The sequence below is a fragment of the Duganella sp. HH101 genome, assembly GCF_001758795.1.
GTDB lineage: Bacteria > Pseudomonadota > Gammaproteobacteria > Burkholderiales > Burkholderiaceae_D > Rugamonas > Rugamonas rivuli.
On sequence record NZ_LRON01000027.1, the window covers coordinates 1 to 16516 of the forward strand.

General features: G+C 67.0%; 13 protein-coding genes. 5 read left to right on the forward strand and 8 right to left on the reverse strand.

The annotated features are described in order from the left end of the window. Positions 1–18 precede the first annotated feature (18 nt). Positions 19–1968 (reverse strand): ATP-binding protein, encoded by a 1950-nt coding sequence (locus DUGA2_RS28360; protein ID WP_307171556.1) that lies wholly within the window; start codon positions 1966–1968, stop codon positions 19–21. Between the two features lie 174 nt (positions 1969–2142). On the opposite strand from DUGA2_RS28360, the gene DUGA2_RS28365 reads away from it, so the two are divergent. Continuing rightward, positions 2143–3354: a glycosyltransferase gene (locus DUGA2_RS28365; RefSeq protein ID WP_070272699.1), complete on the forward strand. Its 1212-nt coding sequence runs from the start codon at positions 2143–2145 to the stop codon at positions 3352–3354. A 37-nt stretch (positions 3355–3391) separates the two neighbouring features. On the opposite strand, the gene DUGA2_RS28370 is transcribed toward DUGA2_RS28365, so the two are convergent. The 7 genes from DUGA2_RS28370 to DUGA2_RS28400 form a co-directional block, all read right to left on the reverse strand. Beyond that, a complete protein-coding gene (locus DUGA2_RS28370; RefSeq protein WP_070272700.1) occupies positions 3392–4315 on the reverse strand; it encodes a PEP-CTERM sorting domain-containing protein in 924 nt (307 codons plus the stop codon). A 201-nt stretch (positions 4316–4516) separates the two neighbouring features. Next, on the reverse strand, positions 4517–5458 hold the full coding sequence (locus DUGA2_RS28375) for a PEP-CTERM sorting domain-containing protein (protein ID WP_070272701.1): 942 nt from the start codon (positions 5456–5458) through the stop codon (positions 4517–4519). 143 nt (positions 5459–5601) lie between these two features. Continuing rightward, positions 5602–6276, reverse strand: coding sequence for a DapH/DapD/GlmU-related protein (locus DUGA2_RS28380; protein WP_070272702.1), 675 nt, complete (start codon positions 6274–6276; stop codon positions 5602–5604). Continuing rightward, positions 6276–7376, reverse strand: coding sequence for a nitroreductase family protein (locus DUGA2_RS28385; RefSeq protein WP_070272703.1), 1101 nt, complete (start codon positions 7374–7376; stop codon positions 6276–6278). The genes DUGA2_RS28380 and DUGA2_RS28385 overlap by 1 nt, the downstream gene beginning before the upstream one ends. Next, positions 7373–8239 (reverse strand): ThiF family adenylyltransferase, encoded by an 867-nt coding sequence (locus tag DUGA2_RS28390; RefSeq protein WP_070272704.1) that lies wholly within the window; start codon positions 8237–8239, stop codon positions 7373–7375. Before DUGA2_RS28390 ends, DUGA2_RS28385 begins: the two co-directional genes overlap by 4 nt. Positions 8240–8416: 177 nt before the next feature. Beyond that, positions 8417–8617: a YbdD/YjiX family protein gene (locus tag DUGA2_RS28395; RefSeq protein WP_070272705.1), complete on the reverse strand. Its 201-nt coding sequence runs from the start codon at positions 8615–8617 to the stop codon at positions 8417–8419. Next, positions 8617–10701: a carbon starvation CstA family protein gene (locus DUGA2_RS28400; protein WP_070272706.1), complete on the reverse strand. Its 2085-nt coding sequence runs from the start codon at positions 10699–10701 to the stop codon at positions 8617–8619. The genes DUGA2_RS28395 and DUGA2_RS28400 overlap by 1 nt, the downstream gene beginning before the upstream one ends. Before the next feature lie 272 nt (positions 10702–10973). On the opposite strand from DUGA2_RS28400, the gene DUGA2_RS28405 reads away from it, so the two are divergent. The 4 genes from DUGA2_RS28405 (at position 10974) to DUGA2_RS28420 (ending at position 16492) form a co-directional block, all read left to right on the forward strand. Beyond that, a complete protein-coding gene (locus tag DUGA2_RS28405) occupies positions 10974–12338 on the forward strand; it encodes a cache domain-containing protein (protein WP_070272707.1) in 1365 nt (454 codons plus the stop codon). A 22-nt stretch (positions 12339–12360) separates the two neighbouring features. Continuing rightward, entirely contained in the window at positions 12361–12978 is a 618-nt protein-coding gene (locus DUGA2_RS28410) for a response regulator transcription factor (protein ID WP_070272708.1), read from the forward strand. 277 nt (positions 12979–13255) lie between these two features. Then, positions 13256–14401, forward strand: a complete 1146-nt coding sequence (locus DUGA2_RS28415) for an EAL and HDOD domain-containing protein (RefSeq protein WP_229214791.1) — start codon at positions 13256–13258, stop codon at positions 14399–14401. 3 nt (positions 14402–14404) lie between these two features. After that, the gene (locus tag DUGA2_RS28420; RefSeq protein WP_070272710.1) at positions 14405–16492 is read left to right on the forward strand and encodes a bifunctional diguanylate cyclase/phosphodiesterase; all 2088 of its coding nucleotides are present in this window, start codon (positions 14405–14407) and stop codon (positions 16490–16492) included. Positions 16493–16516: the final 24 nt, after the last annotated feature.

Consider the following 16516-nt stretch of genomic DNA (forward strand, 5'->3'; position numbering starts at 1 on the left):
CGAAGCCGGCGTCGCCTTTCAACTGATCAAACCGCCGCGGCCGGGCGCCAGCAGGCAGTCGAACAAGTCGCAGGCGCGCGGCGGTTTGATCAGTTGAAAGGCGACGCCGGCTTCGCGCCGCTGCACGCCGTCGGCGGCGTTGCGTTCGGTGCTCAGCAACAGCAGCCGCGACGCCGCCAGCGCCGGCTCGGCGCGGATGGCGGCGGCCAGCGCCAAGCCGCTGGTGCGCGGCAGGTCCATGTCCAGCAGCACGGCGTCGTAGGGACGGCCGCGCGCCGCCGCCTGGCGCAATTGCGGCAGGGCGTCGGTGGCGCTGGCGCTGCTGCTGGCGATGCGCCAGCTGGCCAGCAGCTGTTCCAGCTCGCTCCGGCTGGCGGGGTTCTCGTCGACAATCAAAGCGCGGCATTCCTGGGTGGCGTGGAAAGAAGGATCGTCGACATCGATACGACGTTTGTCAAAATTTACGGCAAACCAAAAGATCGATCCTTGAGTTAGCGCATGGTCGACGCCTATCGTGCCGCCCATCAGCTCCACCAGTTGTTTGGAGATCGCCAATCCCAGGCCGGTGCCGCCGTGCTTGCGGGTGGTGGAGCCGTCGGCTTGCGAGAAGGAGTCGAAAATGCGCGCCCGCGCTTCGCTGGAGACGCCGATGCCGGTATCGTGCACTTCGAAACGCAGGCCGACGGTCTGCGCATCCTCGTGCACCACGGCCACCTTGACCGTGATCTTGCCGCTGTCGGTGAACTTGATGGCGTTGCCCAGCAGGTTGAAGATGACCTGGCGCAGCCGGTTCGGATCGCCGCAGATGGCGATCGGGATATCGTAGGCGATCGCCAGTTCCAGGCGGATGCCCTTGGCCTGCGCCTGTGGCGAGAAGACGTTGTCGATATCGTCGAGCAGCTCGCGGAAATTGAAATGGATGTATTCGACGGTCAGCTTGCCGGCCTCGATCTTGGAAAAATCCAGGATGTCGTTGATGATGACCAGCAAGTGCTCGCCCGAGCGCTTGACCATGCTGGTGTAGTGGCGCTGCTGTTCGGACAGGCGCGTGGCCAGCAGCAGTTCGGTCATGCCGAGCACGCCGTTCATCGGCGTGCGGATTTCGTGGCTCATGGTGGCGAGGAAGGCGCTCTTCGCCCGGCTGGCGGCCTCGGCGGCGTTCTTGGCTTTTTCCAGCTGCTCGGTGCGCACGCCGACCTGGCGTTCGAGCTCGTCGCGGTACTGCGCCAGCGCGCCGTCGCGCGCCTCGACCTGGGCCAGCATGTCGTTGAAGCTGTCGGTCAGCGCGCCCAGCTCGTCGCTGCGCTGGTGGACGATGCGCGGCGTCGGCTGGCCGCGGCTGACCTGCTGCGCCGCCGCGATCAGCTTGCCGACCGGCTCGGCGATGCTGCCCTTGAAGCGCGCCGCCGTCAGCAACGCCATCATGAAGGACAGCATGGCGGCCACGGCGGCGGCGGCCAGGTTCTTGAACAGGTCGACCCACATGCGCGTCTGCGCGCCTTCGATCAGCACGGTGCCGACGAGTTCGTCGTTGCTGCGCACCGGACGCAGCAGCCGCATCGCCGGCGCCCACGGCGGGCCGCTGTGGAAGGTGCGCACTTCCTGCTGCGCCTGCGGCTCCGGCAATTGTTCCGGCGCTTCCTGCACGCCGGACAGGGTGGTCGAGGTGTAGCGCGCCAGCAGCTTGCCGGCGCTGTCGTACAGCGCGGCCTGCTGGATCTCGTCCTCCACCGCCAGCGTGGCCAGCATTTGCTCGGCCCGTTTGCCGTCGGCGACCTGCAAGGCCGTCACGCTGTTGTTGCCGATCACGCCGGCCAGCGTCGCCAGTTGTTTGCGCTCGTCGTCGGTGCGGCTGAGGATGGAGGTGGCGGCAAACGCGATGAAGACCAGCATCAGCGCGCTGCCGGTGGACAGCACGGAGATGATGGTCAGCTTCTGGCTCAGACCGGAACGTTCGAAATTGAACATTGCTGTAGTCGGTGGCTAACGGTGGACGCCGAAAGCGTCGGCGCGGCAGGCTGATCACTAGGTGCCAATAGGAAAAATATAGCGTCCGCATCGGTGCGGCCTTGATCTGCATCTAATGCCCGCACCTTTGCGCATTCTCAAACAACGCCTTGGGCAGCGCCGCAAGCTGGGAGCATGGAACGCAAAAAAATCCTGTTCGTGGCGGAGGCGGTCACGCTGGCGCATGTGGGCCGGCCGCTGGCGCTCGCGCAAATGCTGTCGCCGCAGCAGTACGATGTGCACTTCGCCTGCGCGCCCGGCTACGAAAGTTTTTTCCACGGCAGCAGGGTGAACAGCTGGACAGTGAGCAGCATCTCCAGCGAGCGCTTCCTGGCGGCGTTGGCGGCCGGCAAGCCGGTGTACGACAGCGCGACGCTGCGGCGCTACGTGGAGGACGACCTGCGCCTGCTGCAGGCGGTGCGGCCGGCTGTGGTGGTGGGCGATTTCCGCCTGTCGCTGTCGGTCAGCGCGCGCGTGGCGGGCGTGCCATATGTCGGCCTGATCAATGCCTACTGGAGCCCCTACGTGCCGCAGCGCTACACGGTGCCGGCGATCGCGCTGGCGCGCGCGCTGCCGATCGCGCTGGCCGACCGCCTGTTCCGGCTTGCCAGGCCGCTGGCGTTCGCGCTGCACAGCGTGCCGCTGAACCGCGTGCGGCGGGCCTATGGCCTGCCATCGTTGGGCTATGACTTGCGGCGCGTGTACGCCGATGCCGACTACGTGCTGTATCCGGATATCCCGGAAATGTTCCCTGCGGTTGGCTTGCCGGAGCAACACGCCTATCTGGGGCCGGTGACGTGGTCGCCGCCGACGCCGCCGCCATCCTGGTGGGAGCTGCTGCCGACGGACTTGCCCATCATCTACGTCACGCTGGGCAGCTCGGGGCAGGGCGCCTTGCTGCCGCAGATACTGCAGACGCTGGCCGGCCTGCCGCTGAGGGTGGTGGCCGCCACCGCCGGCCAGGCCGATCCCGGCGTGCTGCCGGACAATGCGCAGGTGGCCACCTATCTGCCGGGCGAGGAGGCGGCGCGGCGCGCGCGGCTGGTGATCTGCAACGGCGGCAGCCCGACCTGCCAGCAGGCGCTGGCCGCCGGGGTGCCGGTGCTGGGCATCGCGGGCAATCTGGACCAGTATCTGAACATGCGCGGCGTGGTGGCGATGGGGGCCGGCATCCTGCTGCGCTCGGACCGGCTGAACGAAGAGGCCTTGCGGCGCGCGGTGCTGGCCCTGCTGGAGCCCGGCGCGGCGCGCGCCGCGGCGTCGCGGGTGGCGACGCTGTTCCAGCGCTACGATGTGGCGCGGCGCTTCGACGACATGCTGCGGCGCGTGGTGGACGGCCGGCATTGACAAAACGGACCCGCCGGATGCGCGGGTCCGTCCAGGCTCACGATGGCACGATGCGGCGGCGCCCCAACGCCAGGCCGGCGCAGCCCAGGCCGAGCAGGGCCAGCGTGGCCGGTTCCGGCACGGCGGCGAAGCTCTGCGAGGAATCGACCTTCAGGAAGGGCACCGTGGTGGGCGTGGCGCCATCCCACATGGTGGTGGGCGTGAAGAAGGATGGCACGTTGGTGGTGCCGGTGATCTTGTCCTGGAAGATGGAGCCGGTGACGATGTCCAGGTAGGCCGGGTCGACGTAGTCGATCATGAAGCGCGAATCGAAGGAGCCGGTGCCCACCGGGCCGGTGGCGGTGAAGCTGGCGTCGTTGAACACCAGGTGGCCGGACAGGATCATGATGCCGTCGCCGTCGGGATCGCCGACGCCGCCGCAACCGACCGAGGTCGGGCCTTCACCGTAGCAGCGCACGGTGTTGACGCCGTTGCCGGGCACGGCTTGACTGTTGGGGCCGCCGGCCGGCACCAGGCGGTCGAAGAAGATGGCGAGGTTCTGCACGCCGGCGCGCAGCGGATCGACGTCCATCGCGGCCGACTGGGCGGCGGGCAGCGTGAAGTGCGCGGTGGTCGGGGTCTGCAGGTCGACCAGCTCCTGGAAACGCACCACCTTGCTGATTTCGAAAGCGGTGTTCAGGCCGGCCGGCGTGACGATGGCCGGGATGTTGCTGTTCGACATGGTGCCGACCACCATCTGCGTGCGCAGCTCGGTCAGGTAAGGGGCGGCGCCGCCCGGACCGACGGTGAGGCCGGGTATGAAGCCGGTGGCCAGCGCGGTATCGGTGACGTTGGTCCACAGATCGGCATAGGTGGTGTAGGTGCCGGAGCCGGTGGGGTCCAGGCCCACGGTGGGGCCAGCCACGGCGGCCAGCGAGGCGCTCATCATCGCGGCGGCCAGGGCGGATTTGAGGTTGTTCATGTGTGCTCCCTAGAAAGATATGAACCCGGAAATCGGGATCGTACGGACTTCAGAGCAAAAGCCTTGCCAATGGACCGCGTGTCAATCAAATCAAGGACTTGGGGTGCGGCGGCGCGTGTGGCGCGGGGGCGGTGTAAAGAATTCCGTCGTTGCCGCCGCCCGAAAAAAAGCCCGGCTGGGGGCCGGGCCGAAAGGCGGGCATCAGGCTGCCGGCGGCCGTCGCCGGTTCAGCGCCAGGCCGGCCAGGCCCAGGCCAAGCAGGGCCAGCGTGGCGGGTTCTGGGACCGCCAGCGCGAACGAACCGGAGCCGTCGAACTTCATCAGCGGCACGCCGGACGGCGGCGTGCCGTCCCACATGGTGGCCGGCGTGTACAGCGAGGGGATGGTGGCGGCGCCGGTGACGTTGTTCTGGAACACGGCGCCGGTGGCGACGTCGAGATAGTGGGCGTCGACATAGTCGATCATGAAGCGCATATCGAAGGCGCCGGTGGAGATGCCGCCGGCGGTGGCGACGTTGGCCTCGTTGAAGATCAGGTGGCCGGACATGACCATCACGCCGTCGCCGTCCGGGTCGCCGGGCTCGTCGCAACCGGCCGAGGTGGAGCCGGCGCCGTAGCAGCGCACGGTGCCGGGGCCGTCGCCGGGTACGGCCCTGCTGGCGGCGCCCGGGCCGTAGCGGTCGAGGTAGAAGGCGATGTTCTGCACGCCGTCGTGCAGCGGATCGACATCCATCCCGGCAGACTGGCTGCCCGGCAGCGTGAAGTGGGCCGTGGTCGCCGTCTGCCGGTCCACCAGTTCCTCGAAGCGCGCCACGGCGCTCAGTTCGAAGCCGGTGTTCAAGCCGCCAGGCGTGTTGATGGCCGAGCCGTTTGACATGGTGCCGATCACCATTTGCGACCGCAGTTCGCTCAGGTAGGGCAGGGCGGGCGGGGGACCCAAGCCGGAACCGCCGCCGACGCTGACGCCGGGGATGAACTTGGTGGCCAGCGCGGTGTTGGTGACGTTGGTCCACAGGTCGGCATAGCTGCTGTAGCTGCCGCTGCCGGTCGGGTCGAGCCCGACGGCCGGGCCGGCATGGGCGGCGGGCGACGCCAGCGCGGTGGCGATGACGGCGGCGGCTATGGCCGGTGTAAGCTTGCTCATATTGTGCTCCCTGGATGGCAACCCCGGGATCGGGGCCGTTCCCGCACAGGAGCAAGACGCTTGCCAGCGGCCTTGATATGCACGGAATCAAAGGCTTGGGGCCGTCTCGTGATGGCGGCCGTGCGGCACTGTAAAGAAAACCGTCACTGCGGCAGCGCTGCCGCCTTCAGCCGGCGGGCCGGAATGCCGCCCCAGACTTCGCCGGCGCCGATGACGCTGTCCTTGGTGACGACGGCGCCGGCCGAGACGATGGCATGGTCGCCGATCCGCACGCCCGCCATGATGACGGCCGCCGCGCCGATGGTGACGGTGTCGCCGATGACGACCGCCTTGAGCTCCAGCCGGCTGCCCTCGATCACGTGGGCGAAGATGACGGCGTCGTGGCCGACGATGGTGTTGCTGCCGATGCGGGTCAGCGGCGGGTCGAGGATGGCGCCGGCGCTGTAGGTGTTGGCGCCCAGCTCGGCGCCCAGCGCCAGGTAGACCAGGCGCTGCAGCGGCACCGGCAGGAAGTGGGTGCGGATCAGCGAATTGAACAGCAGCAGATAGAACAGGATGTTGACGTTGGCGGCCAGCTCCTGGCGCGTATGTTCCGGCACCACGCCTTCCTGCAGCGGCAGCGCGTACAGGAAGGCGCGGTACACCAGGAAGGCGTACAGATAGACCAGCAGCATGGCGGCGCCCACCAGCGTGACGCCGCGGAAATCGCCCAGCGGCAGCTCGCCCAGCAGCAGCGAGGTGGTCAGCAGGGCCAGCGCCAGGATGGCCGCCAGCAGCGCCAGGAACAGCGCGATCTGCGCCGGCTTGATGGCGCGCATCAAGGCCTCCCGCCGGGGCCGACCAGCAGCGCGCGCAGCGGCTTGCGCAGCGAGCGCGCCGTCGCCGCCGGGCCGGCGCCGATGCGGCCCATGAACACCGCGGTCTCCCACACCGCCGGGCCGGTCAGGCGCGCGCCCTGGCGCGACAGTTCCCCGGCGCGCTGCTGCATGCCGGTGGTGGCGGAGAACACCCGGCCCTCGCGCACGTAGCGGGCGAAGATCAGCGGCGTCAGCTCAGGCTGCAACTGCAGGCCCTGCGCGGTGGCGGTCAGCCAGAAGCGCTGCATGGCGCGGCCGGCGGCCAGGTAGTCGTCGACGCGCTGCGGCCGGCGCGGCGCCGTCAGCACGAAATGGGCGGCGCAGGCCAGGCCGGGGATCAGGTCCATCTGCAGGCGCGGCGCCAGCGTGCCGGCCAGCCAGGTGTTGAAGAAGGCCACCCGCTGCCAGCGCTGCATGACCCAGCGCATCAGCCTGGCGGTGGCGGCGTCCACGCCCAGCGCCTGGTCCGGGATGCGGTCCTCGCTGTAGCGGGCGTTCCATTCGATCACCGACTTGTGCACCTGCCACGCTTCCGGCATCGTCAGGCGCAGCTTGGCGTTGCGGAACATCAGCCGCGCCGCGGCCAGCCGCTGCGCACCTTCGAGCCAGTGCACGTGGTAGCCGTCCGGCAGCGCCGCCGTCAGCGCGGCTTTCTCGGCCGGCGTCAGCGGACGCCGGCTCAGCGGGCGCCGCTGCACGCTGCGCGGCAGGATGAAGTCGGCCAGCGGATCGGGCTCCAGCTGCGGCGCCGGTACGAAGTCGACGCTGATGGTGGGGCGGTGGTCCGGCGCCTCGACGTGGCGTATGGCCCGCAGTTCCAGCTGGTGGGCGCTGGCGGCGATCGCCATCGTCTCCAGCAGCGCGCCCAGCGAGATCTGGCTGGGATGGCCGTCGAGGTCGTAGACGCAATGGTCGCGCGTATCGTGGCCATGCACCACCAGGCGGCGGGCGTCGAGGATTTCGAAGCGCCACGGCTGGGTGTTGTCGCCGCTGGGCGCCCAGCGCGCCAGCTCCAGGATCTGCTCCAGCGTGGCGTCGAGATGCTGTTCCATCTTGCTCATGTCTGTTCCTCGCGCCGGCGCTTCACCAGCATCATGGCCAAGCGCTGCAGCGGGTGGCGGTGGCCGCCGGGCCGCCAGGTGCGGACCAGCTTGTTACGATAGGCGTCGAAATGATAACCGCGCGGCGCCGCGTCGACCTTGCCCCGGTTGAGCAATATCTTCAGCGCCTCGGTGGCGGCGGCGCCCGCGCACAGTTCGCAGCCCATGATGGTCGACGGCCCGCGCTGCTCCTTCAGGTTGATGCTGGATGGATCGACCAGATAAGCGGCGTGCAGTCCGGCCGGCGCCAGGCCGACCAGGAAGCGCAGCGCCTTTTCCTCGTCCGGCAGCTGGCCCCAGCCGAAGTACTGTTCGAACGTCATTTTACCCGGCAGGAAGTTCAGCACCGCCGTGCCCATGCCCAGCGGCGCGGCCGTGATGGCCGGTATGCCCAGCCGCGCGCAGGCGGCGAAGGTGGCCTGGCGCGCGCCGAAGGCGAAGAAGTCCAGGCCGTCCACGTACAGGTCGACGCCGTCGAAGAATTGGGCCAGGTTGCTGCCGTCGACGCCGGTGGGGAAGCGCTCGATCTGCAACTGCGGGTTGATGTCGCGCGCCATGGCGGCCAGCACCTCGACCTTGGGCAGACCCAGCGTGGACATGGTGGCGCCGACCTGCCGGTTGAAGTTGGCGATGTCGAAGCTGTCGAAGTCGGCGATGTGGAAGGCGCCGACGCCGAGTCGGGCCAGCGTCAGCAGATGCACGCCGCCGACGCCGCCCATGCCGGCGATGGCGATGCGCTTGCCGCGCAGCACAGACTGTTCCGCCTGCGTGACCCAGCCGATGTTGCGGGCAAAGGCCTGTTGGTATGAAAAATCGTGTGACATGCGTCTCCCTGAATGCACCGATGTGCGCGGCTCAAGGGAGTTGGACAAGGGGCCAAGGAGGATAGTTCCCGCGTTGACGAAAAAAATCCGGGGTCAGGTCCCCCATTTCTACACGAACTGAACCGTAGCGACTGCTACGGTTCAGTTCGTGTAGAAATGGGGGACCTGACCCCGGAGTTAGCAACAACCGCCGCGCTTGCCCGCGCCGCCGTAGCGGGCTTCCTGGCGTTCGCGGAAGAACTCTTCATACGTCATCATCGGCTCGCCCGGATGCGTGGTTTCCCGGTGCGTGACGTAGGTGTCGTATTCCGGCAGGCCCATCATCAGACGCATGCTTTGTCCGAGATAACGGCCGGCCTTGGCGATTTCGCCGAGCATCACTGCACCTTGGGCATCAGCACCATCGGGCTTTCCTTGGCGGTCGGCTGGGCGGCGGCGCGCGCCGCCAGCAAGGTGCGGATGCCGAACACCAGCACGCTCAGCACCACGATCACGAAGAAGCCCGCCAGCGACGCATCCAGGTAGTCGTTGAAGATCACCTGCTGCATCTGCGCCACCGACTTGGCCGGCGCCAGCAGCTTGCCCTGGTCGAAGGCGGCCTGGTACTTGGCGGCGTGCGCCAGGAAGCCGACTTTCGGATTGGCGTCGAAGATCTTCTGGAAGCCCGCCGTCAGCGTGCACATCAGCAGCCAGGCGGTCGGCACCATCGTCACCCACGCGTACCTGGCGCGCTTCATCTTGAACAGCACGCAGGTGCCGAGTATCAGCGCGATCGCCGCCAGCATCTGGTTGGCGATGCCGAACAGCGGCCACAAGGTGTTGATGCCGCCCAGCGGATCGACCACGCCCTGGTACAGGAAGTAGCCCCAGGCCGCCACGCACAGGCCGGTCGCGGTCAGGTTGGCGAACACGTTCTCGGTCTGCTTCATGGCCGGCACGAAGGCGCCCAGCAAATCCTGCAGCATGAAGCGGCCGGCGCGGGTGCCGGCGTCCACCGCCGTCAGGATGAATAGCGCCTCGAACAGGATGGCGAAGTGGTACCAGAAGGCCATCATGACCTTGCCGCCGATCACGCCCGACAGGATGTGGGCCATGCCCACCGCCAGCGTCGGCGCGCCGCCGGCGCGCGAGATGATGCTGTGCTCGCCGACATCCCTGGCGGTCTGGGTCAGCATTTCCGGCGTGACGTAGAAGCCCCACTGCGAGATCGCCGTCGCGGCGGACTCGGCCGTGGTGCCGATCAGCGCGGCCGGGCTGTTCATGGCGAAGTAGACGCCAGGCTCGATGGTCGAGGCGGCCACCAGCGCCATGATGGCGACGAACGATTCCATCAGCATCGCGCCGTAGCCGATGAAGCGGGCGTGGCTTTCATTCTCGATCATCTTGGGCGTGGTGCCCGACGAGATCAGCGCGTGGAAGCCGGACACGGCGCCGCAGGCAATCGTGATGAACAGGAAGGGGAACAGCGAGCCGGCCCAGACCGGACCGGTGCCGTCGATGAACTTGGTCATCGCCGGCATCTTCAGGTAAGGCGCGACGATGACGATGCCCAGCGCCAGGCCGACGATGGTGCCGATCTTGAGGAAGGTCGACAGGTAGTCGCGCGGCGCCAGCAGCAGCCACACCGGCAGCACCGAGGCGACGAAGCCGTAGCCGATCAGCATCCAGGTCAGCTCGGTGCCGGTGAAGGTGAACATCGGCGCCAGCGCCGGATTCTCCTGCACCAGCTGGCCGCCGAAGATGGCCGCCATCAGCAGCACGAAGCCGATGACCGACACTTCGCCGATGCGGCCGACGCGGATATAGCGCGAGTACACGCCCATGAACAGCGCGATCGGAATGGTGGCCATCACGGTGAAGCTGCCCCACGGCGAGCCGGTCAGCGCCTTCACCACGATCAGCGCCAGCACCGCCAGGATGATGACCATGATCATGAAGGTGCCCAGCAGCGCGATCATGCCGGGAATCTGGCCCAGTTCCGACTTGATCAGGTCGCCCAGCGAACGGCCGTCGCGGCGCATGGAAATGAACAGCACGATGAAATCCTGCACCGCGCCGGCAAACACCACGCCGGCCAGTATCCACAGCATGCCGGGCAGATAGCCCATCTGCGCGGCCAGCACCGGGCCGACCAGCGGGCCGGCGCCGGCGATGGCGGCGAAGTGGTGGCCGAACAGCACGTACTTATTGGTCGGCACGTGGTCGAGGCCATCGTTGAGCTTGTTGGCCGGGGTCATGCGGCGGGCGTCCAGGCCCAGCACCTTGTCGGCGATGAACAGGCTGTAGAAGCGGTAGGCGATCAGGTAGACGCAGACGGCGGCGATGACGATCCAGATGGCGCTGACGGCTTCGCCGCGCTGGAGCGCGATGACGCCGAGCGCCGCGGCGCCGCACAGGGCGAGCGCGGCCCAGCCCAGCCGGCTGGCCAGCGTGGGTGGCGCGGTGTGGTGCAGTGTTTTCATGCTTCCTCCAAGGATAGGGGCGCTGCTCTGGGCTGGGGTCAAGTCTGACATTCGGACACGGCCTCTGCCGTAGGCTTAGCTACGGCAGAGGCCGTGTCCGAATGTCAGACTTGACCCCAGCTCTTAATGCCGGCAGCTTATGACCAGTATTCAGCAAGCTGATAACCGCCGCAAGCGCAGCACTACGCACTATCGCTCGGTACAACTACGTAGCGGCCCGGGGCGGCGGGGAGCGTAGAATCGCGCTACGGCATCATTCGGGACGGAACCTCATGAAGTTGCGGCAAAAAGTCATCTTCCTCGCCATCACGCCGCTGATCCTGGCGCTGATCGCGATCGCGCTGGCGGTGCGCCACCAGTCGGTGCTGCTGGCCCAGCAGCAGCGCGACACCATCCAGCAAGCCTACCTGAGCAGCAAGGAGGCCGAGCTGCGCCACTACGTCGCGCTGGCCTCGCACTCGATCGCCCACCTGTACGAATCCGGCCGCGACGACGAGGCCACCCGCAACGAGGCCAAGCGCATCCTGTCCTCGCTCAGCTACGGCGACGACGGCTATTTCTTCGTCTACGATATGCTGGGCAACACGCTGATGCATCCGCGCCAGCCCGAGCTGGTGGGCCGCAACCTGTACGAGATGCGCGACGAGCAGGGCCAGCCGACCATCCAGAAGCTGCTGCAACGGGCCAGGGCCGGCGGCGGGCTGGAGCGCTACATGTGGGTCAAACCTTCCACGCACAAATCCGGCGCCAAGCTCGGCTACGTGATCCCGATGCCGAAATGGGGCTGGATGATGGGCACCGGCATCTACCTCGACGATGTCGACCGGGCGCTGGCCCAGGTCGACGTCCAGCAGTCGGGCAATATCCACAACACCATGCTGTGGATCGCCGCCATCGCCATCGCGGCGGCGGTGGCGGTGGGCAGCTCCGGGCTGGCGCTCAATATCAGCGAGCTGCGCGTGGCCGACGCCAAGCTCAAGGTGCTGGCCCAGCGGGTGGTGGAGTCGCAGGAAGAGGAGCGGGCGCGGCTGTCGCGCGACCTGCACGACGGCATCAGCCAGTGGCTGGTGTCGATCAAGCTGCAGATTGAGGCCGGCATCATCCGCCTGAGCTCGGGCCAGGCCGGCCAGCAGCAGGCCGCGCAGGCGGCCTTCGAACACGCGGCGGACCAGCTCAACAACGTGATGGGCGAGGTGCGCCGCATTTCGCACAATCTGCGCCCGGCCATCCTCGACGATCTCGGCCTGGCGGCGGCGCTGCACCACCTGGGCCAGGAGTACACCCTCAGCAGTGGAACCCCGGTACACTTCGAAGCGGAGGGTTGCACCGACGAGCTGCCGGACGTCGCCAACACCGTGCTGTTCCGCCTGGCGCAGGAGGCGCTGACCAATATCGAACGCCACGCCGGCGCCAGCCGTATCGAGATCGGCCTGACCGGCGAGCGCGGCGGCGTCACGCTGCGCATCCGCGACGACGGCGCCGGCTTCGACGCCGAGGGCATCGCCCTGCATCCCAAGCGCGGCATCGGCTTGCGCAATATGATGGAGCGCATGGACGCCATCGGCGGCCGCTTCGACATCGCCTCGTCCGGCGACGGCACGGTGGTCACGGCGTTTGCCGGCAATGAATACAGTTAAAACAGTTTATAAAGATCACGACATGACTTCCACTATCAAAATCCTGCTGGTCGACGACCATCCCCTGGTGCGCGACGGCCTGCGCGCGCGGCTGGAGGCGATGCCGCAATTCCGCGTCGTGGCCGAGGCCGGCGGCGCGGCCGAGGCGCTGGAGCAGGCCGCGCAGTGCGACGTCGACCTGGTGCTGATGGACATTAATATGCGCGGCACCAACGGCATCGAGGCCACGGCCCAGTTCAAGCAGGCGTTTCCGCGCATCGCCGTGCTGATCCTGTCCATGCACGACAAGCTGGAATATGTGTCGCAAGCCATCCAGGCCGGCGCGCGCGGCTATGTGCTCAAGGATGCGCCCGGCAAGGACATCGTGGTGGCCATCGAGACCGTCATGTCCGGCGGCATCTACTACAGCGCGGCGCTGGCCCGCCAACTGGCCCAGCCGCAAAACCAGGACAACCAGCTGACCCTGCGCGAGCACGAAGTGCTGCGCCACATCGCCAACGGCGAATCGAACAAGCAGATCGCCCGCGCGCTCGACCTCAGCGTGCGCACCGTGGAAACCCACCGCCTCAACATCAAGCGCAAGCTGGGCATCGAAGGGCAGGCCGAGCTGATACGCTTCGCCGTCCAGCACGTTCAGTAAGCGCTGACATGTTGTAAATATTGAGAATCGACTCTAATTCCGTTAAGCAATTCCTAACAGTGCGTGTTTGTGCGGCAATATCTGCTATATTCCTGCACCGGTTGTGTAATTGCAATTGTATAAAAGATAACGTTCGCGCGCGATGATTGGTCTTACACTGGTCGTATTGAAAATAACAATACTGACAGATGGTTATTGATTGCTTAATATCAATGCTTGATCTAAGATTGCGCGCACAACCTTCAATGAGATATTGATGTCTGCGCCTGAAACTAGCATGTTTCCACTGGTGGAATTACAAGCGGTGTCCAACGCTCACAACGAGTGGGTGGCCCTGACTTTCGAATTGTCCGCAGACTCGGGCGACGCCTTCCAGGCGGCGCTGACCTTGCTCAAGACGCCCGACGTATTCGCGGCGCTGGCGCCGCTGGACTGCATCCTGCCGGTGGCCAATCCGGCCATGCTGGAGTTGTCGCAGCTGTCCGAGCTGCCGCCCAACCGCGTGGTGCTGCGCGTGCCGGCCGCCGCCTGTTCCGAGATCCCCGTACAAAAGAAACTGGCCGGCTATGCCGACGCCGGCTACCGCATCATGGTCGAAGGCGTGGCCGGCATGGCCGCCACGCTGTGCGGCGCGCGCTCGCTGATGGTCGACGCCTCCGTCATCATGCCGCCGGTGCTGGCGCTGGTGGCCCAGCCCGGGCCGCACCTGGCCACCGGCATGGGCAGCGAACACCGCATCGCCGAATGCGCCAAGGCCGGCTTCAGCTGGTTCTCCGGCGACTTCGCCCTGCATCCGCCGCAAGACACCAACGCCGGCGACGGCACCTCGCGCAAGCGCCTGCTGGCGCTGCTGGGCCTGCTGGCCCGCGACGCCGACTCGCGCGAACTGGAAGTGCTGCTCAAGCAAGACCCGGCGCTGTCCTATCATTTGCTCAAGCTGGTGAACTCGGCCGCGTTCGCGCTCAGTTCGCCGATCCACAGCTTCGGCCAGGCCATCAACGTGCTGGGCCGCCGCCAGCTGCAGCGCTGGCTGCAATTGCTGCTGTACGCGCGCCAGCAGGACGACGGCATGGCCAACCCGCTGCTGCCGCTGGCGGCCGTGCGCGCCTCGCAGATGGAAGCGCTGAGCAAGGCGCTGGGTTGGGAACGCGACCAGCAGGACATGGCCTTCGTGGCCGGCGTGTTCTCGCTGCTGGATGTGCTGCTGGACATGCCGATGACCGAAATCGTCGCCGCGCTCAGCCTCGACCTCGACGTGGTGATGGCGCTGCTGGACCGCGCCGGTCCGCTGGGCGAGCTGCTGGCATTGGTGGAACGCCACGACGCAGCCGGCCTGGACAAGGCCGGCCTCGACCGCGAAACCTACTGGGGCGCGCAACTGCAGGCTTACCACTGGGCCATCCAGGTGAGCAGGAATATATAAGCCATGTTCGCGCATCCAGTCTCCGACTTCCTGAGCAGCAGCGCGGCTTTATGCGACGCGGTGCTGCGCTTGCGCGGAGCTGCACTCAACGAGGAACTGGGGCGCATCGTCCGTGGCGTGATGAACAGTCCGCTGGGCGAATTCCTGCCGGCCGACACCCACGCCATGCTGCTCAAGCCGCCGGTGGTCGAGGTGCTGGCCGCCAACGACGACGCGGTGCCCGTGCTGACCCAGGACGTGCTGTTCGACGACCAGTACTTCGGCCGCTTCGTCGTCTCCGGCCGCCAGCAGCACTACACCGACATCGACCGCCAGCACCTGGCCAGCCTGGCCAACCTGGCCGGCAGCGTGCTGCAGGTACATTCGCTGGCGCAGCGTTCCACCCACGCCTACGTGCAGGTGGAATCGCAGCTGCAGCACCAGGCGCAGATCCTCGACCACATCCACGAGTCCGTGCTGACCATGGACATGAGCGGCTTCATCATCAGCTGGAACAAGGGCGCGGAGCGCCTGTTCGGCTACAGCGCGGTGGAAGCGGTGGGGCGCAACATCCTGTTCCTGTACGACGACGAGGACGAAAGCTTCGACGACACCTTCCTGGAGCAGGGCGGACGCCTGATGGAAGTGCGGCGCAAAAAGAAATCGGGTGAAGTGTTCTGGGCCAGCCTGTCGCTGTCGCCGCTGCGCGACATCAACGACCGCGCCATCGGCCTGATCGCCTACCTGACCGACATCACCGAACGCAAGATGGCGGAGGAGCGCATCCACCACCTGGCCTACTACGACGCGCTGACCAATCTGCCCAACCGCTCGCTGCTGACCAAGCTGGTCGACCAGGCGCTGACGGTGGCCCAGCGCAGCCGGCTGCACGGCTGCGTGCTGTTCATCGACCTCAACCGCTTCAAGCTGATCAACGACACGCTGGGGCGCAAGATCGGCGACGAGCTGCTGTGCGAAGTGGCGCGCCGCTTCCGCGCCGTGCTGCGCGACCAGGACCTGGTGGCGCGGCTGGGCGGCGACGAGTTCGCCGTCGGCCTGTTCGACATCGGCCAGCACTTCGAGGCGAGCATGGTGGCGCAAAAGCTGCTGGGCACGCTGAACACGCCGATTTTGATCGACGGCCACGACCTGCGCGTGGGCGGCAGCATCGGCATCAGCGTCTACCCGCAGGACGGCGGCGACGCCGAGACGCTGCTGCGGCTGGCCGACATCGCCATGTACCGCGCCAAGCAGGAGGGCGGGGCGGAGGGCGACCACGTCGCGTTCTACAGCCAGGACATGAACCAGGGCATGCAGGAGCGCATGCGGATCGAATCGGGCCTGCGCCACGCGCTGGGCAACGGCGAGCTGCTGCTGCACTACCAGCCCAAGTTCTGCATCGACAACGGCAAGATCATCGGCGCCGAAGCGCTGGTGCGCTGGCGCCATCCTGTGCGCGGCCTGGTGCCGCCGGCCGAGTTCATCCCGCTGGCCGAGGCCACCGGGTTGGTGGTCCAGGTCGGCGAATGGGTGCTGGAGGCGGCCTGCGCCCAGGCCAAGCAATGGAAGGACGCGGGGCTGCCGCCGATACGGCTGGCGGTCAACGTCTCCGCGCGCGAGTTCACCTCGACGCTGCCGGGGCGGGTGCAGGAGACGCTGACGCGCTACGGGCTGGAGCCGTCGTGGCTGGAGCTGGAGATCACCGAAAGCACGCTGATGCACAACATCGACCGCGTGATCGGCATCATGGACCGCATCACGGCGCTGGGCGTGACCTTGTCGCTGGACGATTTCGGCACCGGGTATTCGAGTTTGTCCTACCTGAAGCGCTTCCCGATCGACACCTTGAAGATCGACCGTTCGTTCACCATCGGCATCCCGGGCGATGCCAATGATTGTGCGATTGCCAACACCATCATCAGCATCGCGCAGCAGCTCAAGCACAAGGTGATAGCCGAAGGGGTGGAGACGGTCGAGCAGCTGGCGTTTTTGAAGAATTCGGGCTGCGACGAGGTGCAGGGCTACCTGTTCTCGCGGCCGCTGGAGGCGGAGGCGTTCGAAGAGGCGCTGCGCGAGAACTGGACGCCGGGGCGCGCCAGTCGTGCGGCCTGAGGGCGGATCGACGGTTTTGGCACC